The sequence below is a fragment of the Gordonia sp. SID5947 genome (genome assembly GCF_009862785.1).
Lineage (GTDB): Bacteria > Actinomycetota > Actinomycetes > Mycobacteriales > Mycobacteriaceae > Gordonia.
Genome location: NZ_WWHU01000001.1, coordinates 4925133 through 4947591, shown reverse-complemented (window position 1 = coordinate 4947591; position 22459 = coordinate 4925133). Strand labels below are relative to the sequence as shown.

General features: G+C 67.3%; 22 protein-coding genes and 2 pseudogenes. 20 read left to right on the top strand and 4 right to left on the bottom strand.

What is annotated here, in order from left to right; all coding sequences use genetic code 11:
- Nucleotides 1–63: 63 nt before the first annotated feature.
- Both GTV32_RS22370 and GTV32_RS22365 read left to right on the top strand, forming a co-directional pair.
- Nucleotides 64–1460 (top strand): annotated as a pseudogene (locus GTV32_RS22370) (FAD-binding oxidoreductase).
- Between the two features lie 25 nt (nt 1461–1485).
- On the top strand, nt 1486–2622 hold the full coding sequence (locus tag GTV32_RS22365; RefSeq protein WP_161062182.1) for a helix-turn-helix transcriptional regulator: 1137 nt from the start codon (nt 1486–1488) through the stop codon (nt 2620–2622).
- A 3-nt stretch (nt 2623–2625) separates the two neighbouring features.
- Here GTV32_RS22365 and GTV32_RS22360 read toward each other — a convergent pair whose 3' ends face one another.
- Nucleotides 2626–3210 (bottom strand): TetR/AcrR family transcriptional regulator, encoded by a 585-nt coding sequence (locus GTV32_RS22360; protein ID WP_161062181.1) that lies wholly within the window; start codon nt 3208–3210, stop codon nt 2626–2628.
- A 107-nt stretch (nt 3211–3317) separates the two neighbouring features.
- On the opposite strand from GTV32_RS22360, the gene GTV32_RS22355 reads away from it, so the two are divergent.
- From GTV32_RS22355 to GTV32_RS22315, 11 genes are all read left to right on the top strand, one after another.
- The gene (locus GTV32_RS22355) at nt 3318–5093 is read left to right on the top strand and encodes an acyl-CoA dehydrogenase (RefSeq protein ID WP_161062180.1); all 1776 of its coding nucleotides are present in this window, start codon (nt 3318–3320) and stop codon (nt 5091–5093) included.
- A 32-nt stretch (nt 5094–5125) separates the two neighbouring features.
- Complete coding sequence (locus GTV32_RS22350; protein ID WP_161062179.1) at nt 5126–5887, top strand: 3-oxoacyl-ACP reductase family protein; 762 nt, start codon at nt 5126–5128, stop codon at nt 5885–5887.
- 44 nt (nt 5888–5931) lie between these two features.
- Nucleotides 5932–6696, top strand: a complete 765-nt coding sequence (locus tag GTV32_RS22345) for an SGNH/GDSL hydrolase family protein (RefSeq protein ID WP_161062178.1) — start codon at nt 5932–5934, stop codon at nt 6694–6696.
- 40 nt (nt 6697–6736) lie between these two features.
- Nucleotides 6737–7525 carry an SGNH/GDSL hydrolase family protein gene (locus GTV32_RS24205; RefSeq protein WP_161062177.1) on the top strand — a complete coding sequence of 263 codons (789 nt, stop codon included), beginning with the start codon at nt 6737–6739 and terminating at the stop codon, nt 7523–7525.
- Between the two features lie 133 nt (nt 7526–7658).
- Nucleotides 7659–7844, top strand: coding sequence for a hypothetical protein (locus tag GTV32_RS24200; protein WP_343287418.1), 186 nt, complete (start codon nt 7659–7661; stop codon nt 7842–7844).
- A gap of 189 nt (nt 7845–8033) precedes the next feature.
- A complete protein-coding gene (locus GTV32_RS22335) occupies nt 8034–8894 on the top strand; it encodes a DUF222 domain-containing protein (RefSeq protein ID WP_343287417.1) in 861 nt (286 codons plus the stop codon).
- A gap of 215 nt (nt 8895–9109) precedes the next feature.
- Nucleotides 9110–9610 (top strand): PH domain-containing protein, encoded by a 501-nt coding sequence (locus GTV32_RS22330; protein ID WP_161062176.1) that lies wholly within the window; start codon nt 9110–9112, stop codon nt 9608–9610.
- Nucleotides 9597–10742: a PH domain-containing protein gene (locus tag GTV32_RS22325; protein ID WP_237421610.1), complete on the top strand. Its 1146-nt coding sequence runs from the start codon at nt 9597–9599 to the stop codon at nt 10740–10742. Before GTV32_RS22330 ends, GTV32_RS22325 begins: the two co-directional genes overlap by 14 nt.
- 5 nt (nt 10743–10747) lie before the next feature.
- Complete coding sequence (locus GTV32_RS23700; protein ID WP_343287416.1) at nt 10748–11179, top strand: PH domain-containing protein; 432 nt, start codon at nt 10748–10750, stop codon at nt 11177–11179.
- Nucleotides 11180–11289: 110 nt separating this feature from the next.
- The gene (locus GTV32_RS22320) at nt 11290–13101 is read left to right on the top strand and encodes an FAD-dependent oxidoreductase (RefSeq protein ID WP_161062175.1); all 1812 of its coding nucleotides are present in this window, start codon (nt 11290–11292) and stop codon (nt 13099–13101) included.
- Nucleotides 13102–13133: 32 nt separating this feature from the next.
- Nucleotides 13134–13775: a TetR/AcrR family transcriptional regulator gene (locus GTV32_RS22315; RefSeq protein WP_161062174.1), complete on the top strand. Its 642-nt coding sequence runs from the start codon at nt 13134–13136 to the stop codon at nt 13773–13775.
- 15 nt (nt 13776–13790) lie between these two features.
- On the opposite strand, the gene GTV32_RS22310 is transcribed toward GTV32_RS22315, so the two are convergent.
- Complete coding sequence (locus GTV32_RS22310; protein WP_161062173.1) at nt 13791–14273, bottom strand: NUDIX domain-containing protein; 483 nt, start codon at nt 14271–14273, stop codon at nt 13791–13793.
- Between the two features lie 107 nt (nt 14274–14380).
- Between GTV32_RS22310 and GTV32_RS22305 the strand changes: the two genes are divergently transcribed.
- The 4 genes and pseudogenes from GTV32_RS22305 to rsgA all read left to right on the top strand — a co-directional run bounded on the left by GTV32_RS22305 (nt 14381) and on the right by rsgA (nt 17367).
- A complete protein-coding gene (locus tag GTV32_RS22305; RefSeq protein WP_161062172.1) occupies nt 14381–14617 on the top strand; it encodes a hypothetical protein in 237 nt (78 codons plus the stop codon).
- 2 nt (nt 14618–14619) lie between these two features.
- Nucleotides 14620–15006, top strand: a complete 387-nt coding sequence (locus GTV32_RS22300) for a VOC family protein (RefSeq protein WP_161062171.1) — start codon at nt 14620–14622, stop codon at nt 15004–15006.
- Between the two features lie 60 nt (nt 15007–15066).
- Nucleotides 15067–16332 (top strand): 3-phosphoshikimate 1-carboxyvinyltransferase, encoded by a 1266-nt coding sequence (gene aroA, locus GTV32_RS22295; RefSeq protein ID WP_161062170.1) that lies wholly within the window; start codon nt 15067–15069, stop codon nt 16330–16332.
- Nucleotide 16333: 1 nt separating this feature from the next.
- Nucleotides 16334–17367: pseudogene (rsgA, locus tag GTV32_RS22290) on the top strand (ribosome small subunit-dependent GTPase A).
- A 60-nt stretch (nt 17368–17427) separates the two neighbouring features.
- Here rsgA and GTV32_RS22285 read toward each other — a convergent pair.
- Together GTV32_RS22285 and GTV32_RS22280 are read right to left on the bottom strand one after the other, a co-directional pair.
- Nucleotides 17428–18165 (bottom strand): GntR family transcriptional regulator, encoded by a 738-nt coding sequence (locus GTV32_RS22285; protein WP_161062169.1) that lies wholly within the window; start codon nt 18163–18165, stop codon nt 17428–17430.
- A 63-nt stretch (nt 18166–18228) separates the two neighbouring features.
- Entirely contained in the window at nt 18229–19248 is a 1020-nt protein-coding gene (locus GTV32_RS22280; protein WP_161062168.1) for a LacI family DNA-binding transcriptional regulator, read from the bottom strand.
- 142 nt (nt 19249–19390) lie between these two features.
- On the opposite strand from GTV32_RS22280, the gene GTV32_RS22275 reads away from it, so the two are divergent.
- The 3 genes from GTV32_RS22275 to GTV32_RS22265 are packed head-to-tail and all read left to right on the top strand — an operon-like array spanning nt 19391 to nt 22453.
- Nucleotides 19391–20566, top strand: coding sequence for a phytanoyl-CoA dioxygenase family protein (locus GTV32_RS22275; RefSeq protein WP_161062167.1), 1176 nt, complete (start codon nt 19391–19393; stop codon nt 20564–20566).
- A 19-nt stretch (nt 20567–20585) separates the two neighbouring features.
- Nucleotides 20586–21380, top strand: coding sequence for an SDR family oxidoreductase (locus GTV32_RS22270; RefSeq protein WP_161062166.1), 795 nt, complete (start codon nt 20586–20588; stop codon nt 21378–21380).
- A complete protein-coding gene (locus tag GTV32_RS22265; protein ID WP_161062165.1) occupies nt 21380–22453 on the top strand; it encodes a Gfo/Idh/MocA family oxidoreductase in 1074 nt (357 codons plus the stop codon). The genes GTV32_RS22270 and GTV32_RS22265 overlap by 1 nt, the downstream gene beginning before the upstream one ends.
- The last annotated feature ends 6 nt before the right edge of the window (nt 22454–22459 follow it).

Genomic DNA, 22459 nt, shown 5'->3' with positions numbered 1-22459 from the left:
CAGCGAGCGCAGCGAGCCGCCGTATCGAGATCACCCACCCCCTCACGATTCAGGAGAATCACCATGTCCCTCACCTCCCCCGGCACCGCCGCAATCGCAGCCACCGTCGCCGGCCCGGTCCTGGCTCCGGCCGATCCCGGTTATGCCGACGAGCTGGCCGGCTTCAACGTTGCGGCGGTTCCTGCACCAGACGTCGTGGTCGGCGCCACCTCCGCCGCCGACGTCGCGGCCGCCATCGCCTACGCCCGCGAGCGCGGGCTCCGGGTGGGCGTTCGCGCTACCGGTCACGGGCCAGTCATCGACGGCGACCGATACCTCACCATCAGCACCTCCCGGATGACCGACGTCAGCGTCGATCCGGCCGCGAAGACCACACGGGTCGGCGCGGGAGCACGCTGGCGTGACGTCGTCGCCGCAACCGCGCCGCATGGTCTGACGGGCCTGGTCGGCTCCTCGTCGGCGGTCGGGGTTGTCGGGTTCACCCTGGGCGGTGGCCTGAGTCCGCTCGGCCGGCAATTCGGTTACGCCGCCGACCTCGTCCGGCGCATCGAGGTGGTGACGGCCGACGGCACCATCCGGACCGTGGACGCCGGGGCGGGCTCCGACCTGTTCTGGGCCTTGCTGGGCGGCCGCGACGGCTGCGGGATCGTGACCTCGATCGAGTTCGATCTGATCTCGCTCGCCACGATCTATGGGGGCGGCCTGTTCTTCGCCGGGTCGGCCGCCGCAGATGTGTTGCACGCGTGGCGCCGGTGGGCGCCGACGCTGCCGGACGAGGCCGGGACCTCGGTAGCCATCCTGCGGCTGCCGCCAGACCCTCAGCTCCCTCCGCCGCTGCAGGGTCAGATCGCCGTGCACGTGCGGTTCACCTACACCGGTGATCCCGCGATCGGAGCCCAGCTGCTCGCGTCGATGCGCTCGGCCGGACCGATCCTGCTGGAGAACGTCGACGAGTTGCCCGTCGCTGCCCTCGATGCCGTTCACATGGATCCGCCCGGCCCGATGCCCGGCCTCGAGCGCGGCTGTGCCCTCGCCGACCTCCCCGCCGAGGCGATCGACGCCCTGGTGGCCGCGGCCGGGCCGCAGGTCGCGAGCCCTCTGGCGATCGTCGAGCTGCGCCTCCTCGGAGGCAGATTGTCAGCTCCCCGGGGGTGCCGAATTCGGTGACCGGCCGCGCTGCCGCCTACAACGCAATCGCGATCGCGGTCCCAGACGGACCGCTTGCCGACCGGGCGGGCGCCCACGTCGACGCAGTGACATCCGCGCTCGAGCCCTGGGCGAGTGGCGGGCTGCTGAACTTCGTCGGGCAGGCGTCAGCAGCCGATGTGGCCGCCTTGTGGTCGACGGCCGACCGTGAGCGACTCGCCGATATCCGTGGTCGTCACGACCCCTGCGGTATGTTCCGTCGCGCCGAGCTGTCCGCCGAACGTCTGCCCCACAAATCTGGGATGGACATCTGACCTGCACAGACGGAAACTTGTGACCATGGCCACAGCCCTGACCGCCGAGCGTGTACGCCGCGACATCGACGTCCTCTCCCACGCGGGCCTGGGGGTCAGCGAGTTCATCGCCGAATCGGTCGCATCCCTCACGCGGGCCGTCCCGCATTCCGCCGCCTGCGCGGCAACCGTGGATCCGCACACCCTGCTGCTGACGAGCGTTCGTAAATACGGCTCGCTCGTCGGTCAGAACACCCACGATGACGAGTGGAGCCTCATCGAGTACGGCACGGTCGAGTCGTCGGCGTTCCGCGAACTCGCCATGACCGGCACCGACGCGATCGGGATGCATCAGATGACCGGCGGCGACACCCATTCGTCCCTCCGGATGGCCGAGTTCATGACGCCGCGGTTCGATTTTCGCGACGAGGCGCGACTGATCCTCCGCGACGGCCGGCAGGTGTGGGGCGGGTTCGCCTTCTTTCGCGAGGGCGGCGAGCAGCCCTTCGAGGATGCCGAAATCGATTATCTCGATTCGCTCTCACAGTCGATGGCCCGCGGCATCCGGGCCGGGTTGCTCACCACCGTCGTCGCCGAACCGCAGGCGGCGCCATCGGGTCCGTGTGTGATCATCGTCGACAGCGCGAACGAGATGATCCAGATGAGTTCGGACGCAGTGCAACAGGTCGCCGACCTGCTCGCCGGGGCCAACAGCGGAGCCGCCACGTCGGTCATCACGGCGCTGGTCGGGGCGGCACGCCGTTACGGACGGGGCGAGACCTCGGTACCTCCTCGACTACGGGTTCGCGGTGCATCCGGCATGTGGCTCGTGGTCCATGCGTCGCCGTTGTCGAACACCGCGGGTCGTGTCGGGGAGGTGGTGGTGACCATCGAGGAAGCACGTCCACCGGAGATCGTGCCGCTGGTGGTCGCGGCCTTCGGCCTCACCGCCCGTGAACGGGACGTCACGCAGATGGTCCTGCAGGGCGTGGCGACCAAGGACATCGCCACCGCGCTCCACCTGTCCGCGTACACCGTTCAGGACCACCTCAAGTCGATCTTCGGCAAAGCCGGTGTGCGGAGCCGGCGCGAGCTCATCGCCCGCATCTACTTCGACCAGTACGCACCGCGGATGAACGACCCCTTGCTGCCGTCGGGGTCGTTCGACGTGGCCGCCGGATAGCCGCTACCGGACCATCCGCACGGCCAGATCACCGTAGGTCCGGCCCAGCGTCTCGGGATCACGGTGTGTCCGCGACGGGAACCATCGGCACACGTCGACACACAGCGACGAGAGCGCCAGCACGGCATCGTCGGGTGCGTCGACGGTGAACTTCCCTGACGCCACACCCCGACGCACGATGGCCCCGAGAATCTCGGACGTATCCCGACGGATCGCCGTGATCTCGCGGTAGTGTTCACGCGTCAATCCGTGCAGTTCGTACTGCACGACTTTCGCGAGTTGATGGTGCTCGGCCTGCCATTGCGCGAATTCCCGTACGACCGCCCGCAGCCGCTCGTCGTCGGGCAGGGAATCATCGTCGACGGCCCGCAGAGCCGCCAGCACACCGCGGTGGCCCTGAAGTGCGATGGCGTAGAGGAGTTCTTCTTTCGATCGGTAGTGCGGGTACATCGCGGCGGCACTCATGTTCAATCGTTTGGCGATCTGGCGCGTAGACGTCCCGCCGTACCCGACCTCGGCGAAGGAGGCGATCGCCGCCTGACGGATCCGTTCGGCTGCCGCCGAGTCACCGGCACGCGTCACGGTCATCATCCACCTCGCTCCCGATCGCGGCCTTGTTGACCAGATCGCACTGTCCGGTGCATCATAAGCGAGCGCTTAGAAATGAGCGAGCGCTTAGTTGACGAAGGAGTCCCATGGCCGCCCCACTCTCCCGTCGCGATCTAGAGTTCCTGCTCTACGAATGGCTTGACGTCGAGGAGCTGACCAGCCGCGATCGGTTCCGCGAACACTCGCGGGAGACGTTCGACGCGGTACTGGAACTCAGCGAGGACCTGGCCACCAAACGCTTCGCCCCCTTCAACAAGCTCGGCGACCAGAACGAACCGTTCGTCGGTGACGACGGCAAGGTCGTGCTGCCCGCGGAGATCGGTTCCGGCATCGCCGAGTTCGTCAAGGCCGGCCTGATGGCCGGTTCGTTCGACGAGGAACTGGGTGGCATGCAGCTGCCCACCGTGATCAGTCGGGCATCGAGCGCCTGGTTCCAGGCCGCCAACGCGGCCATGTCGTCGTACACCTTCCTCACCATGGGCAACGCGAATCTGCTCGCCGAATACGGGACGCCCGAACAGCTCGACACCTGGGTACGACCCATGGTCGAGGGCCGCTTCTTCGGCACGATGTGCTTGTCGGAGCCTCAGGCCGGCTCGTCACTTGCCGACATCACCACCAAGGCCGAGCCGATGGCCGACGGCACCTACCGGATCACCGGCACCAAGATGTGGATCTCGGCGGGCGAGCACGAACTCGCGGAGAACATCGTGCACCTGGTTCTCGCCAAGGCGCCCGGTGGCGGACCCGGCGTCAAGGGCATCTCCTTGTTCATCGTGCCCAAGTACCTGGCCGACGGCACCCGTAACGATGTCGCGCTCGTCGGCCTCAACCACAAGATGGGCAACCGCGCGACCACCAACACGCTTCTCAACTTTGGCGATGGAACACACTCCCCGACAACAGAATCCGGCGCCGTCGGATATCTGGTGGGCGAGGAACATCGCGGCCTGAGCTACATGTTCCACATGATGAACGAGGCGCGGATCGGGGTCGGATTCCTGGCCACGTCCCTGGGATACGCGGGCTACCTGGCGTCGGTCGAATACGCCAAGGTCCGCACGCAGGGACGGCCCGTCGACCAGAAGGACCCGGCGAGCAAGCCGGTACCGATCATCGAGCACGCCGACGTCAAGCGAATGCTGCTGGCGCAGAAGTCATATGTCGAAGGCGCGCTGGCGCTCGGCCTGTACTGCAGCAAGCTGGTCGACGAACAGGCCACCAGCAGCGGCGAGGCCCACTCCCGGGCGGGTCTGCTCCTCGACGTCCTGACCCCGATCGCGAAGAGCTGGCCGTCGCAGTGGTGCCTGGAGGCCAACAGCCTCGCCATCCAGGTCCACGGCGGTTACGGCTACACCAAGGAATTCGACGTCGAGCAGTACTACCGCGACAACCGGTTGAACCCGATCCACGAGGGCACCCACGGCATCCACGGACTCGATCTACTCGGTCGCAAGGTGGTCATGCAGGGCGGGGCGGGCCTGAGCCTGCTCGCCGAGACCATCGGCGCCACCATCAAGCGGGCCGCCGCCGACGATGCCACCGCCCCGTATGCCGACGAGCTGCGGGTGGCTGTCGACCAGCTGGTCGCCACCACCGCCCAGGCGTGGTCGGCCGGCGATCCGGCACTGTCACTGGCCAACGCCACCGCCTACCTCGAGGCCGCCGGACACATCGTCCTGGCCTGGATGTGGCTGGAGCAACTGCTCGCGGCCGCAGATCAGACGGGCGACTTCTACGACGGGAAACGTGCTGCCGCCCAGTACTTCTTCCGCCATGAGCTGCCGAAGACCGAGGTGGCGCTGTCGCTGGTCGCAGCACTCGACCGCACCACCCTGGACACCGACCCGGCCTGGTTCTGACCGGTCGCCCACCAACCCCGAGGAGACAACAGATGGCAGTTCTGGACATGTTCAGCATGACCGACAAGGTGGTCGTCGTGACCGGCGCTTCGTCCGGCCTCGGCGTCTCGTTCGCGACCGGTTTCGCCGAGGCGGGCGCCGACATCGTGCTCGCGGCCCGCCGCGCCGAACGCCTCGCCGAGACCGCGTCGTCGGTGGAGGCCCTGGGCCGCAGGGCGCTCGGCGTCCCTGCCGACGTCGCCGACCCCGACCAGTGCCAGGCCGTGATCGACGCCGCGATGGAGACCTTCGGCCGAGTCGACGTGCTCATCAACAACGCGGGTGTCGGGACCGCGTTCCCCGCGACCCGCGAGACACCCGAACAGTTCCGCTCGGTCATCGACGTCAACCTCAACGGTTCGTACTGGATGGCACAGGCGTGTGGGCGGGTCATGCAGCCGGGCAGCGCGATCATCAACATCTCGAGCGTGCTCGGGATCACCACCGCGGGACTACCACAGGCGGCATATGCGGCGAGCAAGGCAGGCGTCATCGGCCTCACCCGCGACCTGGCCCAGCAGTGGGGGTCCCGCAAGGGGATTCGCGTCAACGCGATCGCGCCAGGCTTCTTCGCCAGCGAGATGACCGAGACGTACCACGACGGTTACCTGGACACGCAGCTGCCGCGCGTGGTCCTCGGACGCATGGGCGAGGGCGAGGAGCTGGCGGCCACCGCGGTCTGGCTGGCCTCACCTGCGTCCGGTTACGTCACCGGTCAGACCATCGCTGTCGACGGCGGGGTCACCATCACCTAGAACCTCCAGATCAACAGACCGGGCACGAGAAAGACAGGGGCACAGTGCGATACGTTGCTGTCGGCGACAGTTTCACCGAAGGCGTCGGAGATGAACCCGGCGGGGTGAACCCTCGCGGTTGGGCCGATCTGGTGGCGGCCGGTCTCGCCGCCCACCACGGCGAGATCCAATACGCGAATCTCGCGATCCGCGGGCGCCTGCTGGCACCGATCGCCACCGAGCAGGTCGACGCTGCGCTGTCGCTCGATCCCTTGCCGACCCTGCTCACGTTCAACGGCGGCGGCAACGACATGTTGCGCCCCGGCAGCGACCTCGCCGAACTGATCGAACTCACCCGCACAGCGGTGCGCCGATGCACCGACGCCGGGGTCCAGGTCGTCTTGCTCGCCGGCGCGGACCCGTCGTCGGGGCTGCCCTTCGGAGAGAAGATCCGCGACCGGGGTGAGTACCTGACCGCAGAGATCGCAGCGTTGGCCGCCGAAGAGGACCTGACGTTCGTGGACATGTTCCACGACAGCGAGATCCGACGCCCGGCCTACTGGTCCGACGACCGCCTCCACCTCAATTCGATCGGTCACCAGCGGGTTGCGGCGCACGTGTTGCGCGCCCTCGGCGTGCACACCCTGGCGGTGCCCGACCGGCCGGCGTCGCCGATCAGTGGCTACCGCTGGACCGAGGATCTGCGTTTCACCCGCAGCCACCTGGCCCCGTGGGTCATCCGCCGACTCCGGGGCCGATCCTCGGGTGACGATCGGGAGGCGAAGTACCCGATGTGGACCGCGGTCGAACCACAGGCAATGTCGCGGTAGTCGCCGTTCGCGGCGGCCGACAGGCTGGCACGATGGGCGGGTGTCCGACATCCGCCTCATCGCCGCCCTCGGCAGCTCGTACGCGGCCGGTCCCGGAATCCCGCCGGTGGACGACCCGGCTGCGATGCGCTCCTCACGGAACTATGCCCACCTCCTCGCCGACCATCTCGATGCCCGACTGGTCGACCTCTCGGTGTCAGGCGCGACGACTGACAACATTCTCCGCACCGACCAGATCTCGCCGACCGGCGCACGATTCGGGCCGCAGATCGACCGGCTGCCGGCCGATGCCGACGTCGTCACCGTCACCGCGGGCGGAAACGATCTGCAGTACATCGGATTCATGCTCGCCGCCGCGTGGCGCCAGCACGCGCCGGCATCGCAGATCGCGATGTTGGTCGCCGGAATGGTCAGCGATCCGGTTCCGGATCCGACGAATGACGACATCGAGCGCACCGCCGATGGCCTCGCCGAGGTGGTCGACGCGGTACGCGAACGCGCCCCACGGGCGCGAATCGTTCTGGTCGACTATCTGACCGCGATCACCGACCGCACCGTCGCGGGACATGACGTCCCTTTTTCCGCAGCAGATCTGACCAAGGCGCAGCGTATTCAGGCGGCCCTGCATGACGCTCACCTGCTGGCGAGAAACAGATCTGGTGCCAAACTGCTGTCCGCGTCCTCACTGAGCGAGGCGCACGCCCTTGGCGACCCGGCACCCTGGGTTTTCGGGTTCTTCACCGATCTCAACCGGGTCGGGGCGTCTTTTCACCCCAACGCCGAGGGCATGGCAGCGGTCGCGGAAGGGCTGCGCGAGTTGCTCGGATGACCGCTTGAGCCCTGCCGATGTTGTCGGGATAGCGCGGTAGTCTGAAGAGTCTGCCCGGTGTCGCAACGACCAAATTGGTTGCAGCCCTGAAGAATTCCTTGACTCGAACACCTGTTCGAGTAGACTGGTTGTCATGGGGGAGATCAGCTCGGCTATCGAGGTCATGCGTGAGGTCACCGTCGCCGATGCGGCGTCGGGACGGCAGGTGTTCGACGCGACGAAGGCGTTGATGGAACTGCGCAACCTGGTCGATCACCTGCTGGCGATACACGCCGCGGCACTCGACCGGCTGGGGGGTGGCGGCACAGTCCGGGGGTAAGACCCGCAACCTGTTGATGGAGATGGGTGCCGCACCCGGTGTGGCCGCCCGCTGGTTGCGCATCGGTGCCGCACTGGTGTCGTTGCAGCGGCTACCCGGTTACGCCGGCGACGGTGCGTTCTCCGGCGAACACGTCGATGCAATGGTGCAAGGGCTGGCCCACATCGCCCGGCGCGCCGCCGACGGACTGTGCGACGAGGAACGCCTCGAGCACGAACGGGCACTGATCGCCCAGACGCTCTCGGGTGCGACACCGACAGAGCTCGAGCAGACGGCACGGGCGATCGGCAACCAGATCGCCGCCGAAACCGGGGGACTACCCGCGGGGAAGATCGCCGGCTCAACGAATTCACCATCGTCGCGACCCCGGACGGACGGGCGGCGATCACCGGCGACCTCGACATGATCATCGGCGAAAAGCTGATCGCGGCGATCAACTCGTTGGCCCAACCACGCCCGGAGCCGGACGGTTCCCCCGACACCCGCACCCGTGGCCAGCAACGCGCCGACGCACTCGAACAAATCCTCGACGCCGCCGCCACCGCAGATTCGAGGCGGGTGACACCACCGAAAGCCCACCTCACCCTGACCATCCCCGTCGACACCCCCGACCTCGCATCACTGACCTGGTTGGGCCCGATATCACAGGCGACAGCCAAGATGCTGGCCTGCGACGCCGGCATCACCGAGATCATCATCGACGCCAACCGGGCACCCCTGGACATGGGCTACGAACAGCGCCTGTTCACCCCACACCAACGCACAGCCATCACCACCCGCGACCGATGCTGCATCAAATGCGGCGGCCCCGCCGCCTGGAGCCACATCCACCACATGATCCACTGGCACGACGGTGGCCCCACCGACCTCGACAACGGCTGCCTACTCTGCCCCTCCTGCCACGCCCACGTCCACGCCCACGGCTGGGACATCGTGATCGGAATCGACCGCCACCCCTGGCTCATCCCACCCACCACCATCGACCCACACCGAACACCACTACCCGCCCACAACCGCCGCACCATGCACCTCGACGAGACCGCCGCCTGACCCGAGCCGACCAGACCACCGAGGCGAAACAGACCACAGCGCAGCACATTCCACGTAGCACTTTTCCGCACAGTACCTTTTCGCACAGTACTTTTCCGCGCACCCGACCACCATCGGGACCGCGCACGACCCTTGACAACTCAACAGTGTGGGCGGCCCCGCAGACACAGTCGCGTCGACGTCCGCGCATCGACAGTCGAATAGACTCGGCCGCGATGGAACCGACACCGCAGTTTCTGCTCCGCGAACCCGTCCACCAGGTGGATCCACGTGCCGTGACCATGTGGCGGATGACACCGCTGCTGTCGGGTATCCCGGTCGTGGCCGTCGCCGTGGTCGTCGCAGCCCTCGCCGACCCGGCGCGTTGGGCAGCACTCGCGGTCGCGATCATCGCCGTCGTGCTCACCGCGTTCTTCGTGACCGTGGTACCGGGATGGCGGTATCGCTTTCACCGGTGGGAGATCAGCGATGATGCGGTGTACACCCAGTCCGGTTGGTTCGTCCGGACCAGGGTGATCATCCCGATCGCTCGCATCCAGGTGGTCGACACCGCGGCAGGTCCCATCGAACAGTTGCTGAACCTGGCGACCCTGACGGTCACCACCGCATCCTCGGCGGGGACCATCCGGATCGTCGGTCTCGACGCCTCGGCCGCCAGGACCTCCGCAGCCGATCTCACCGCGCGCACCCAGGCCCACACCGATGACGCAACCTGAGCGGCCCTTCGCGGACCGCTTCCGCGACGACTCCCCTGATGAGTGGCACCGCCTGTCCCCGTGGATGATCGCTGTCAGGCCGATCGAGCAGCTGCCCCAGCTCATCCCGTTGATCATCGCCATCGTCTTCGCAGGCCGCGGCGCGCCGGACATCAGCATCATCCTCACCGCGATCGCGATCCCGCTGATCACGATCGTGCCGTGGCTGGTGACACGCTATCAGGTGACCGATGAGCATGTGCGGGTCCGCAGCGGTCTGATCACCCGGAAGGTCGCGACCGCACGGCGAGATCGCATACGAAGTGTCGACCTCACCGCATCGGTACCGCATCGCGTGTTGGGGCTCAAGAAGATCCGGATCGGCACAGGCGGCGACAAGGAGTCGTCGGTGGTTGAACTCAACGCCATCCCGGCCGCCGACGCCGACAGGTTGTACCGCCACCTGATGGCGACCGCGGTGCGGACCGCGAACACGGTCGAGGCCACCGGGACTGGCCCGCCGTCGACTCCGCCGGAACAGCTGACCAGACTCCAACTCTCGTGGTTGCGGTTCGCGCCGTTCTCGTTGACCGGGTTCGCAGCGGCCGCCGCCGCGGGTGGCCTCGCGGCGCAGTTCGCCAACGAGGCCGGCCTGTTCGAGCAGGGCGCCACCGCAGCCGAAGAGGCCTTTGACCGCATCCGCGACATCCCGGTCCCGGTCGTGGTGACCGTTTCGGTGATCGCCGTCGTCGTCGTGGGTGCGCTGCTGTCCTTTGGCGGTTACGTACTCGCATACTGGAACTTCTCACTCGTCCGCAATCACCAGGACGGGACACTGCTCGTGCGTCGCGGCCTTCTCACCACCAACGCCGGCAGCCTCGACGAAGAGCGCGTCCGGGGCGTCCATCTGCACGAGCCGGTGCTGATGCGTGTGGTCGGTGGCGCGCGACTCAACGCGATCGCCACCGGATCGTCGAAGCATCCGTTGTTGCTGCCGCCCGCGCCGGTCGACGAGGCGGTCCGGGTGGGTCAACTCGTCGCACATGATGGCGACGAACTCACCGCGCCCCTTGACCGGCACGGCGCAGGGGCGCTGAGTCGGCGTCTGACCCGCGGCTTCTCGGGGGCCTGTTGTTCGCCGTCGTCATGGTGATCGCGGTGATCGGTCCGCTCACCTGGCCGTGGTTGATCGTTGCCGCGGTGGTTGCCGTCGCGTCGGCGGTGCTCGGACTACTGCGGTACCGGCATCTCGGTGTCCGTGTGAGCGAGCGGGCCGTGGTGATCGCCCCGCCACGCATCGCGCGCCACCGCTACGTCGTCAGCCGAGATGGAGTCGTCGGTTGGGCCTCGTCGGCGTCGTTCTTCCAGCGGCGTCGCGGCGTAGAGACGGTCGTGCTCGCCACCGCTGCCGGGTCCGAAGCGTATGCCGCCGTCGATCTCGATCCGGTCGCCGCGTCCGCGCTGATGACCTCGGTGTCATCAGAGCTCATCGCGCCGTTCGTGGTCGTACCGTCGACACCGCCCGATCGGCCATGGCGCGACCGAACAGTCGCCGATCGCATTTCGGCCCGCCACCCCACCGCCGAGTGAGACGATTGACCAAGTTTCTGAGACTTTTCCACGATTCAGTCCCACGCGCTCACAAAAGAGTGGTAAACCTCACAATCAGTCAGTGCTGACTGATTTGAAGGGACGGGGACATGGACGACGATCACAACGACTTCTCCCGGCGTTCGGTGCTGAGGGGCGCAGCCGCCGCGGCCGTGCTGGCCGGCACCGCCGTCGCGCTTCCGAATGTGAAAGTGCCGTCGGCACAAGCAGTTCCACGAACCAATACCCGCAGGCCGCGCGAGGTCGCCATCTTCGGTGGTGGCATGTCGGGGCTGGCCGCCGCGCATGAACTCATCGAACGGGGTTTCCGGGTCACCGTTTACGAACCCGCCTACCTGGGCGGCAAGGCGCGAAGTCACGATGTTCCGGGAACTGCGCGCGGCGGACGACTCCCCCTCCCCGGCGAGCACGGCTTCCGCTTCTTCCCGGGGTGCTATCAACACGTGACCGAATCGATGGAGCGTATCCCGCTGTCGCGGGGTGGCAACGTCAAGGACCGGCATCTCATCAACGTCGAGACCGCGGTCATCGCCTTCGACGAGGCCGGTTACGCACCCACCACGGCACCGGCGTCGATCATGGGTTTCGTCGACCACGCGCCGGCCATCGTCGCACTGGACAACCTCCGCAACGCATTGACCACGGGACTCAAATTCATCGTCGACGTACCCCCGCAAGAACTCGCCTACTTCGTGACACGGGAACTCATCATCGCGACCAGCTGTCAGGAACGACGACTGGGTCAGTGGGAGAAGCAATCCTGGATTCAGTTCGTGAAGGCGAAAGGCAAATCACCCGCCTACCAACGCTATCTGGCCGGCGCCCTCACCCGAGCACTGGTGGCGGCCAAGTCGCAGACCGCCTCGGCGCGCACGATCGGGCAGATCGGACTGGCCCTGGCCACCTCGGCAACGGGGCTGGTCGGTCAATACGACGCAGGCCTCGTCCACGGTGGCGTGGACCGAATTCTCAACGCCCCCACCAATCACGCCTGGATCGACCCCTGGGTCGCGCACCTTCGTCACCTCGGGGTGAATTTCGTGATGGGTGAGGGTGTCACCGACTTCCAACTCTCACGCGGCCGCATCACCGGCGCGGTTCTGGGATCCGGCGGCTCGGTCTCCGCGGATTGGTACGTCGCGTCCATGCCACTCGACCGTCTCCGGCCACTCCTCAGCCCGTCGTTGCTGGCGGCGGATCCGTCGCTCGCGGGCATCCGAGAACTCGAGGACGACTGGATGGTCGGCATTCAGTACTTCCTGTCCCGCCGCTCGGATATGCCGCCGAGCCACATCGCCGCGCTCGGCACGCCGTGGGCCTTGACCGGGTTGTTCCAGGCCCGGCCCTGGGACGTCGACTTCGCCAAGACCTATGGCGACGGCCGGGTCCGCGACTGTCTGTCCATCGACATCTCCGACTGGGAGAAGCCGGGCATCCTGTACGGCAAACCCGCAAAGCAGTGTTCCAAACGAGAGATCGCGCGGGAGGTCTGGGCGCAGATGAGCCGGGCGATGAACTCCGGCGGAAAGAAGATCCTCCGCAGCGAGGAGATCGTCACCTGGTCACTCGACCCGGGGGTCACCTGGTCACCACAGATCGCCAACGCGACGCCCCTGATGGTCAACACCGCAGGGTCATATCAACACCGCCCAACGGCCTACACGAAGATCCCGAACCTCTTCATCGGTGGCGATCACGTCCGCACCAACATCGACCTCGCCACGATGGAGGGCGCCAACGAGTCCGGACGGCGGGCCGCCAACGCCATTCTGACCGCGGCGGACAGCTCGTCCCGTCCCGCGCCGGTTCTCCCACTGTGGGAGTTGCCGATGCTCGACCCGATCAAGGCGGAGGACCGCAAACGTTATCGTGCGGGACTACCGCACTTCCTCGACGTCTGATCACCGCCCCACAGGGCGGATAGGATCACCGAGTGGACCGATCGGAGTTCGACGCGACACCGCGCGATGCGGGAACGGAGACACCGGAAACGGGGACACAACAGCGCGGAGACCGTACCCGTACCCGGATCCTCGATGCCGCGATCCGTGTTCTCGTCGACCGTGGATACGCGGGCGCGAGCACCCTCGCCATCCAGGCCGAGGCCGGTGTGAGCCGCGGCCGGCTTCTGCATCATTATCCGTCGCGCGACAAGTTGCTGATGGCCGCCGTCGATCATCTCGCGCGTACACGCATCGAGGCCATGCCGGCTCAGATCGATTGGCCTGCGGACCCGGCCCTTCGGATCGGTCCCGCGATCGACCTCGGCTGGACGACCTTTCACCAGCCCTACTTCGTCGCGTCGATGGAACTGTGGACCGCCGCCCGCACCAACACCGTCCTGCGCGACGCCCTATTGCCGACCGAACACCGCCTCGGCCCGACCGTCCGCCAGGCGGTCGCCGGATTCCTCGGTCCCGAATTGACCTCGCGCCCACGCTATCCCGAGCTGTACCCGCTGCTGCTCTCCAGCATGCGCGGGGTGGCCGCGACCTACCTGATCGATCCACGTGACCCGACCACCGACCCACACCTGGATCTGTGGAAGGCGATGACGGCCACCTACCTGCTGTGAGGCCACGAGGTGAGGTCAGTCGGTCCGTGCCTCGAGGCGGTCACACAACCGCTCGATGAACTCGGCCTGCGCCGGGTTCAGTTTCATCCGGGCGATATCGGGGACGACCCATTCCGCGCGGTCGACCTCCGGGAAACTCTGCATTCGACCCGAACGCGGGGGCCACTGCATCTCGAAGGTGTTGCTCACGACCGCGGACGTGTCCAGATCACCCTCGACCGCGAACCCGGTCACCACCTTCCCGCTCGCGAGCGTGACGTCGCCGAGTTCGAGAACCGGACCGTCCGGGGCCGGGGTGCCGATCTCCTCGGCGAACTCGCGCCGGGCCGCGTCGAGCGGCCGTTCGTCCGGTGCGTAGAGCCCCTTCGGCAATGACCACGCACCGTCGTCCTTCTTCGCCCACAGCGGGCCGCCCGGATGAGCGATGAGCACTTCGAGCGACGTCCCGGCTCCTCGGTACAGCAACAATCCCGCACTACGTCTCGATGTCGCGGCCATCGCACCATTGTGTCGTCTGACCGGGTCTGGGCCGAACGCGGCATCCCGCGAGAACAAACTCCACGCAGCAGACCGTGCAGGCTGCCGTGTCGGCTTATCGTTGGTGTATGTCCGACAGCCCACGCCACGATCACACCCCGGCCGATGCCCTGATCGACGACGATCCCGACGTGCCGCACGAGTACACGCATGACTCGGCCTTCGCATTCGGCGACGCGACTCCGATCGGCGAAACCGACCGGATCGCCCGCGAAAGGGCGATCTACGAGGCCGCCCGGCACGGCAACGACCTCAATCGCGGACATGCGCTCGGCGGGTCCGACGGGACCACCGAGGGCCAATAGACGTGGAGATCCTCAGCAGCCGGGTCCTGCTCCGCACGCGTGACCCGCAACGATTGCAACAGTTCTACCGGGACAGCCTGAAGCTCGCCGTCGCGCGCGAGTACCCGGGTGGCGTGGTCTTCCATGCCGGCAACGGCCTCATCGAGGTGCCCGGGCACATGAGCGACGACGTCGGGGGTGGCGGCGGAGCCGACGCCGCGCTGTGGCTCCAGGTCCGTGACGTCGAGGCCGCCGAACGCGAGTTGCGCGCCGCCGACGTGCCGATCACCCGGGAAGCACGTACCGAACCGTGGGGTCTGATCGAGATGCACATCGCCGACCCCGACGAGCGGACCATCATCGTCGTAGAGATCCCCGAGGACCATCCGCTACGGCGTGACACCCGGTGACCTGCCGCGGACCTGCGCCGTCCCACGGAGACCGCAATCAGCCATGACAAACTGGATCGCATGAGTATCTGGAGCGCACCCGTCGCGACCTCGCCGGTCGTCGCGACCGTCGAGTTGCCCGGCTCCAAGTCCATCACCAATCGGGCGTTCGTCCTCGCGGCGTCGGCCCAGGGCCCGTCGACCGTGCGGGGGGCGCTGCGAAGTCGGGACACCAACCTGATGCTGAACGCGATCAGCGGGCTCGGGATCGGGGTACAGACAGACAGCGACGACGAGACGACCGTCGCCATCGACCCCCGGCCCATGCACGGCGCCGAGGTCGATTGCGGCCTGGCCGGGACCGTGATGCGGTTCCTGCCACCGGTGGCCGCATTCGCCGAGGGCGTCGTCGCGTTCGACGGCGACGAGCAGGCACGCACACGGCCGCTCGCAACGATCCTCGACGGTCTGCGCGGCCTCGGCGTCGAGATCGCGGGTGACCGGCTGCCCTTCACGGTCACCGCGCGGGGCTCGGCGCGCGGTGGCGAGATCACCATCGACGCCTCCGCGTCGTCACAGTTCGTATCCGGCCTGCTGCTGTCGGCGGCGCGATTCGACAACGGCGTGACGATCCGCCACGTCGGTCCTCCCGTGCCGTCCATGCCGCATATCGACATGACCCTCGACATGCTGGCCACGGCGGGCGTGGTCGTCGAGCAGCCAGCTCCGGACGAATGGCGGGTGGCGCCGGGCCCCATCCGAGCCGTCGACTGGGAGATCGAGCCCGACCTCTCCAATGCTGCGGCATTCCTGGCCGCCGCCGCCGTCACCAACGGCGCCGTCACCGTGCCGCGGTGGCCCGTGAGCACCACCCAGCCGGGCGCGCAGATCGTCGACATCCTCGGCGAGATGGGTTGTGCGGTAAACCTTTCCGATGGACATCTGACCGTCCGGGGTCCCGCGAAGCTCACCGGGGTCAATATCGACCTGCGTGACGTCGGCGAACTGACTCCCACGGTTGCCGCGTTGTGTGCGCTCGCCGACGGGGAGTCGGTGCTGTCGGGTATCGGCCACCTGCGGGGCCATGAGACCGACCGACTGGCCGCGCTGTCGACCGAGATCAACCGGCTCGGCGGCGACTGCACCGAAACCGCCGACGGTCTGCGGATCGTGCCGGCGCCGATGCACGGAGCGGTCTGGCAGTCCTACGCCGATCACCGTATGGCCACCGCCGGTGCACTCATCGGCCTCGTGGTCACGGGTGTCTGTGTCGACGACGTGGAGACCACCGCCAAGACGTTGCCCGACTTCCCGGGGATGTGGCAGAAGATGATCGGGCACGTGTGACGTGACACGACGCGCCTCGAGCTACGACGAATCCGACGTCCGGATTCGTCCCGGCAAGGGCACCCGGCCGCGTACCAAGACCCGGCCAAGCCATGACGACGCCGAGGACGCCATGGTGGTATCGGTCGACCGCGGCCGATGGGGTTGTGTGATCGACGGCGATCCCGAACGTCATGTGGTCGCGATGCGGGCCCGCGAGCTCGGCCGCACGCCGGTCGTCGTCGGCGACCGCGTGTCGATCGTCGGTGACCTGACCGGGCGCGCGGATACATTGGCGCGCATCGTGAAGGTCACCGACCGAACCACTGTCCTGCGACGGACCGCCGACGACACCGATCCTTACGAACGGATCGTCGTGGCGAATGCGGACCAGCTGCTGATCGTGACCGCGCTGGCCGATCCGCCGCCGCGGACCGGTTTCGTCGAGCGTGCGCTCGCGGCGGCGTTCGTGGGGGTCTGATGCCGATCCTGTGCCTGACCAAGTCCGATCTCGCGGATCCCGCCGAATTCACCCGCGCCTTCGCCGATCTCGATCTCCCGATCGTGCTCGGCGGGCAGGCGGACCCGCTCGAGGCAGTATCCGACATTCTCACCGGACATATCACCGCGCTCATCGGACACTCCGGCGTCGGCAAGTCGACACTCGTCAATCGCCTTGTGCCCGATGCAGATCGGGCCACCGGCGTCGTCTCCGGCGTCGGCAAGGGTCGGCACACGTCCACGCAGTCGGTGGCGTTGCCGCTCCCCGGCCCCGCCGACCGACGGGGCTGGGTGATCGACACCCCTGGCATCCGCTCGTTCGGTCTGGCCCATGTGACCCCCGACGACATCGTCGACGCCTTCGACGATCTGCGCGATGCCATCGAGGACTGTCCCCGCGGATGTACGCACCTCGGTCCGCCCGCCGATCCAGAATGCGCCCTCGATCAGTTGGAGGGGAACTCGTATCGTCGCGCGATGGCGGTACGCGCATTGCTCGTCGCGGTCACCGACTCCCCCGCTCCCGACGCCCCACGTATGCACGACCCGTCCTGACCACCACGGCCGCCCCGAACCGACGATCGGGCAGTGCCCGATCGGTGCCCGGGGGACGGGTCAGCGATCGACGACGGTGGTCTCGAAGAAGTAGCGATCGGCGCGGTAGGCGTGCCTCCCGACCTCGACGACCCGTCCGGCGTCGTCGAACGCCGTGCGCTGCATGGTCAGCAACGGCGCACCGACGTCGTCGCCGAGGGCCGCGGCCTCCTCGGCATCGGCCGCCTTCGCCCCGATCCGTTGCCGGGCCAGCCGAATGTGCACTCCGCGCCCCCGCAACCCCTTGTAGAGACCGCCGTTCTCGAGTTCGCCGGCCGGTGGGCAGATGTCGGCGGGCAGATGATTGGTCATCAGCGCCAACGGTTCTCCGCCCGCACAACGCAGCCTCTTGACCGTGACCGCCTCCGCGCCGACCGCCATTCCCAGTTCGATGCGGAGGTCGTCGTCGGGCACCCCGATCCGATACTCGAGCAGCTGCGTCGTCGGATGCATTCCCGCCGTGGTCAAATCGTCGTACAGGCTGGTCAGCTCCACGGACCGGTGGACCGGGTTCTGCACCACCTGGGTTCCGACTCCGCGCTTGCGAACCACCACGCCTTTGTCGACCAGTTCCTGGATCGCCTGACGGATCGTCGGGCGGGACAACTTCAGCCGACTCGCCATGTCGAGTTCGTTCTCGAGTCGATCACCCGGCGTGAGGTCACCTCGCACTATTGCGGCCTCGATGGCCTGCGCGAGCTGATGGTAGAGCGGCACCGGGGTCGACCGATCGAGTTCCACCGGGATGGGCGTGATCACCACGACACATTAACACCGGTGACATGGACATTAATATGTCTTGACAAGAATCGATCGTCGAGATCAATCGGGAAGATTGTGTGGGGTGACGATCTGAATCCCCGACACCGCCGACGGCTGGTCGCCGGGGATCGCACCGTGGAAGCGCATCACCGACTGCGCCACCTGCCGCATGTCCGCCCGCAGATCATGGTGCAACACCGCGGTGAGGTGGCCACTGCGCAGCAGCGCCCGGTTCGCATCGCCGAGATCGTGTCCGATGAACGTCTCGCAGGTCCGCCCGGCGGCACCGAACGCCGCGACGATGCCCCGGTTGCCGCCGCCGATCGAGTACACCGCTCCGATGTCCGGGAACTCGCGCAGCGCGCGGGCGGCGAGCGTCTCGCAGGTCGCGTCGAGCCCGTCCGACTCCGACACCTCGACCACCCGACGGCCGGGATCGTAGGTGCGCATCGCCGACCGGAACCCCATCTCGCGCTCCTCTTCTCCGCGGAACATCGCACTGCTGGTGAGCACCAGCACGTCGGCTCGCACGTGCCGGAGCCATTGACACATCAGGTATCCGGCAGTGGCCCCGGCGGCACGGTTGTCCATCCCGACGTAGGCGATCCGCGTGCTCATCGGCACATCGGTCACCAGGGTGATCACCGGGACCCGCGCGGAAGTGAGCCGGCCGATTGCCGCGGCCACCTCGGGTGTGTCCGGCGCCTTCAGCACCACGGCATGACTGCCCTGTCGGGCGATCGCGTCGAGCTCGGCGATGAGGTCGTCGGTCTCCCAGGTCTCCCGGAGGTGATAGCGCGCCCGCATCACCGCCGGACGAAGTGCCGGGAACACCTGCTCCATCGCCTCACGCACCAGACCGGAGAACTGCCGCGGCGTCTCCATGACGAGGTCGATCAAGAAGCGTCGACCGGACAGCCGCAACTGGGTGCGCTGCCGGTCGAGATCGGTGATGGCCTGCTCGACCTGCAACACGGTTCCCTCACGCACGCCTGCTCGCCCGTGTAGGACCCGGTCGACGGTCGCTTCGCTCACCCCCGCCTGCCGGGCGATCTCCCGGATCGGATAGCGATGTGGCACGGGACACTCCTGAGGGATTCTTGATGGATATCTGCTCTTGTCCGGACAATAAGATCTTGCCATTCTGGTCAAGTGATCACGGCGGAACCGCCGAGGGCCCGATCTCGCATCCCGACCTTCATCCCGAGAGGAGCGCACGCACATGACACTGCGCAGCGCCACGACTCCCCGTGCCGGCCGAATCACCCCGACCGAGTGCGACCTCGACGACTTCATCGAACTCACGCGACGGAACACCGACCTCGCCGACTACCCGCACGCCACGAGCACCGAGCGCGGTGTGCTGTTCTACGAATCCGCGGACGTGGCCGCGCTGAGCGTCGGCGACCGCGAGGTGCTCGCCGACGAACTGGCCGAGGCCCTGCTGAACGGCCCTGGCATCGTGGTGTTCCGCGGCGCGTTCGACGAGCGCCACGGCCTCGTCGAAGCCACCGCGCTCTTCGGCGAGATCATCGCCGACCAGCACGCCGCGGGCGTCTCCAACGGTGACCACTTCGCCAAGCCGGGCGCCAATGACCGCGTCTGGAATGCCCTGCAGAAGTTCGCCGAACGCGACCCCGAATTGTTCACGCGCTACTACAGCAACGACGTGCTCGCCCTGATCAGCAAGGCCTGGCTGGGTCCGTGGTATCAGGTCACCTCCTCGGTGAATGTCGTGAACCCGGGCGGAGAGGCACAGAATCCCCACCGTGATTATCATCTCGGCTTCATGTCCACCGGCACCGCCGCCGAGTTCCGCGCGCACATCCACCGGTTGTCACCCGCGCTCACCTTGCAGGGTGCGGTCGCCCACGTCGACATGCCGGTCGAATCCGGTCCGACGATGTACCTGCCGTACTCGCAGACCTATGAGGCCGGTTACCTCGCCTTCAACCTGCCCGAGTTCCGGGAGTATTTCGCCCAGAACCACATTCAGTTGCCGCTGTCGGCCGGTGATGCGGTGTTCTTCAACCCCGCGCTCTTCCACGCGGCCGGCCACAACACCTCCGCCGACATCAGACGGATGGCCAACCTGCTCCAGATCTCGTCGGCCTTCGGCCGTGCGATGGACGCCGTCGACCGCACCGCGATCATGGGTTGGATCTACCCTGCCCTGCGCGAACTGGCCGTGGCCGGCGACGACAGAGCGGTCGCCAACGTGATCGCCGCCAGTGCCGAGGGCTACGCGTTTCCCACCAACCTCGACCTCGACCAGCCGATCACCGGACTGACCGGTGAGTCGCAGGCCGAGCTCCTGCGCCGTGCCATCGCCGACGACCTCGAGCCGGACGCGTTCCACGCCGAGCTCAAGGCACTCGACGCCCGGCACATCCCATGACCGAGAGGACCCACTGACGATGACCGACCGACAGGCGCTTGCCGACAAGGTGCTTGCCGACAAGGTGCTGCTGGTCAGCGGCGGGACACAAGGCATCGGGGCGGCGATCGTGTCCGCGGCCGTCGACGCCGGTGCCCTGGTCGTGTTCAGCGGCCGCAACGTCGAGAGAGGCAAGCAGCTGGCAGCGCAATTCGATGGCCTACCAGTTCGTTTCGTGCCCGCCGACCTCGCCGATCCTGAGGCCGCGTCCGACACCGTCGCAGCGACGGTCGCCGAGTTCGGCCGGATCGACTGCCTGGTGAACGCCGCGGGGACCACCACCCGCGGCAGCCTGCTCGACACCACACCCGAACTCTTCGACAGCCACGTCGCCATCAATCTGCGCGCCCCGTTCTTCACCATGCAGGCGGCCGTGCAGGACATGTCCGCCCGAAAAGCCCCGGGCAGCATCGTCAACATCATCACCATGTCGTCGTACGGAGGTCAGCCGTTCCTCGCCCCCTATTCGGCGTCCAAGGCAGGCCTGGTCGGCCTGACGAAGAACGCTGCACACGCCCACCGCTGGGATCGGATCCGGATCAACGGACTCAACATCGGCTGGAGCGAGACCGAGGGTGAGGCCGAGATCCAGAAACGGTTCCACCACGCCGACGACACCTGGGTGGACGATGCCAACGCCTCGGTACCGATGGGCAAACTGGGACAGCCCGACGAGATCGCCGACTTCGTGGTGTTCCTGCTGTCGGACCGCAGCGGGGTGGTGACCGGGTCGGTCATCGACTGGGATCAGATCGTGATGGGTGGAATCGACTGATGGGACTCACCGTAGGGGTCATCGGACTCGGACGGATCGGCAGTTTTCATGCCGACACGTTGTCGGCCATTCCGGCGGTGGACGACGTGGTGGTCACGGATGCCGTGCCGGCAGCCGTCGACTCGACGCTCGCCCGACTCCCGTCGGCGCGTGCCGTGATCGATGCCGACGCACTACTAGGGTCCGGCATCGACGCAGTCGTCATCGCGAGCGCCACCCCGACTCACGCCGAACTCATCGAGAAGGCCGTGGCCGCCGGGATCCCGACCCTGTGCGAGAAGCCGATCGCCTTGTCGGTCGCGGACTCCGCCGCGGTCGTCCGCCGGGTCGACGATGCCGGTGTACCCGTGCGCATCGGCTACAACCGTCGCTTCGATCCGGCCATGGCCGCGGCTCGTGCAACCGTCGCCTCTGGTGATCTCGGTTTCATCACCACCGTCCGGTCGACCACTCTCGACCCGGCGCCGCCGCCGCGTGACTATGTCGCCGTCTCGGGAGGGATCTTCCGCGACTGCGCGGTGCACGATTTCGACACGGTACGTTGGCTTCTCGACGACGAGGTGGTGGAGGTGTACGCCACGGGTGGCAACCAGGGCGATCCGCATTTCGCCACCGTGGGTGACGTCGACTCCGCCGCCGTCTTGCTGACCTTCGCATCCGGCACCATCGGCGTGGTATCGGTGACCCGTTACAACGGGCGCGGATATGACTGCCGACTGGAGGCACACGGCAGCGCCGACTCCGTCGTCGCCGGATGGGACGACGGCACTCCGGTCCGAAACCTGCAGAGCGGCTCGGGCTTTCCCGCCGGTACACCACACAGGTTCTTCATGGACAGATTCGCACAGGCATACCGGGCGGAACTCACCGCATTCTGCGACGAGGTCGCCGGTGACCGCAGGGGCGCGACCGCGTTGTGCACCGCGGCCGACGCACTCGAGGTGGCCATCATCGCCGAGGCGGCCGACCGGTCTGCCGCCACGCACCGACCGGTCCGCACCGATGCGATCCGGGCGCACCACGTCATCGCGAACCACCGTGGCACCGCCACCGTGGCATCGCACAACCAGTGAGGACCG

What these genes read in the sequence shown, in the direction of transcription:
- GTV32_RS22365 (WP_161062182.1), top strand. Translation starts at nt 1,486, where the DNA reads ATGGCCACAGCCCTGACCGCCGAGCGTGTACGCCGCGACATCGACGTC.
- GTV32_RS22360 (WP_161062181.1), bottom strand. Translation starts at nt 3,210, where the DNA reads ATGACCGTGACGCGTGCCGGTGACTCGGCGGCAGCCGAACGGATCCGT.
- GTV32_RS22355 (WP_161062180.1), top strand. Translation starts at nt 3,318, where the DNA reads ATGGCCGCCCCACTCTCCCGTCGCGATCTAGAGTTCCTGCTCTACGAA.
- GTV32_RS22350 (WP_161062179.1), top strand. Translation starts at nt 5,126, where the DNA reads ATGGCAGTTCTGGACATGTTCAGCATGACCGACAAGGTGGTCGTCGTG.
- GTV32_RS24200 (WP_343287418.1), top strand. Translation starts at nt 7,659, where the DNA reads ATGGGGGAGATCAGCTCGGCTATCGAGGTCATGCGTGAGGTCACCGTC.
- GTV32_RS22330 (WP_161062176.1), top strand. Translation starts at nt 9,110, where the DNA reads ATGGAACCGACACCGCAGTTTCTGCTCCGCGAACCCGTCCACCAGGTG.
- GTV32_RS22325 (WP_237421610.1), top strand. Translation starts at nt 9,597, where the DNA reads ATGACGCAACCTGAGCGGCCCTTCGCGGACCGCTTCCGCGACGACTCC.
- GTV32_RS22320 (WP_161062175.1), top strand. Translation starts at nt 11,290, where the DNA reads ATGGACGACGATCACAACGACTTCTCCCGGCGTTCGGTGCTGAGGGGC.
- GTV32_RS22310 (WP_161062173.1), bottom strand. Translation starts at nt 14,273, where the DNA reads ATGGCCGCGACATCGAGACGTAGTGCGGGATTGTTGCTGTACCGAGGA.
- GTV32_RS22305 (WP_161062172.1), top strand. Translation starts at nt 14,381, where the DNA reads ATGTCCGACAGCCCACGCCACGATCACACCCCGGCCGATGCCCTGATC.
- aroA (WP_161062170.1), top strand. Translation starts at nt 15,067, where the DNA reads ATGAGTATCTGGAGCGCACCCGTCGCGACCTCGCCGGTCGTCGCGACC.
- GTV32_RS22275 (WP_161062167.1), top strand. Translation starts at nt 19,391, where the DNA reads ATGACACTGCGCAGCGCCACGACTCCCCGTGCCGGCCGAATCACCCCG.
- GTV32_RS22270 (WP_161062166.1), top strand. Translation starts at nt 20,586, where the DNA reads ATGACCGACCGACAGGCGCTTGCCGACAAGGTGCTTGCCGACAAGGTG.
- GTV32_RS22265 (WP_161062165.1), top strand. Translation starts at nt 21,380, where the DNA reads ATGGGACTCACCGTAGGGGTCATCGGACTCGGACGGATCGGCAGTTTT.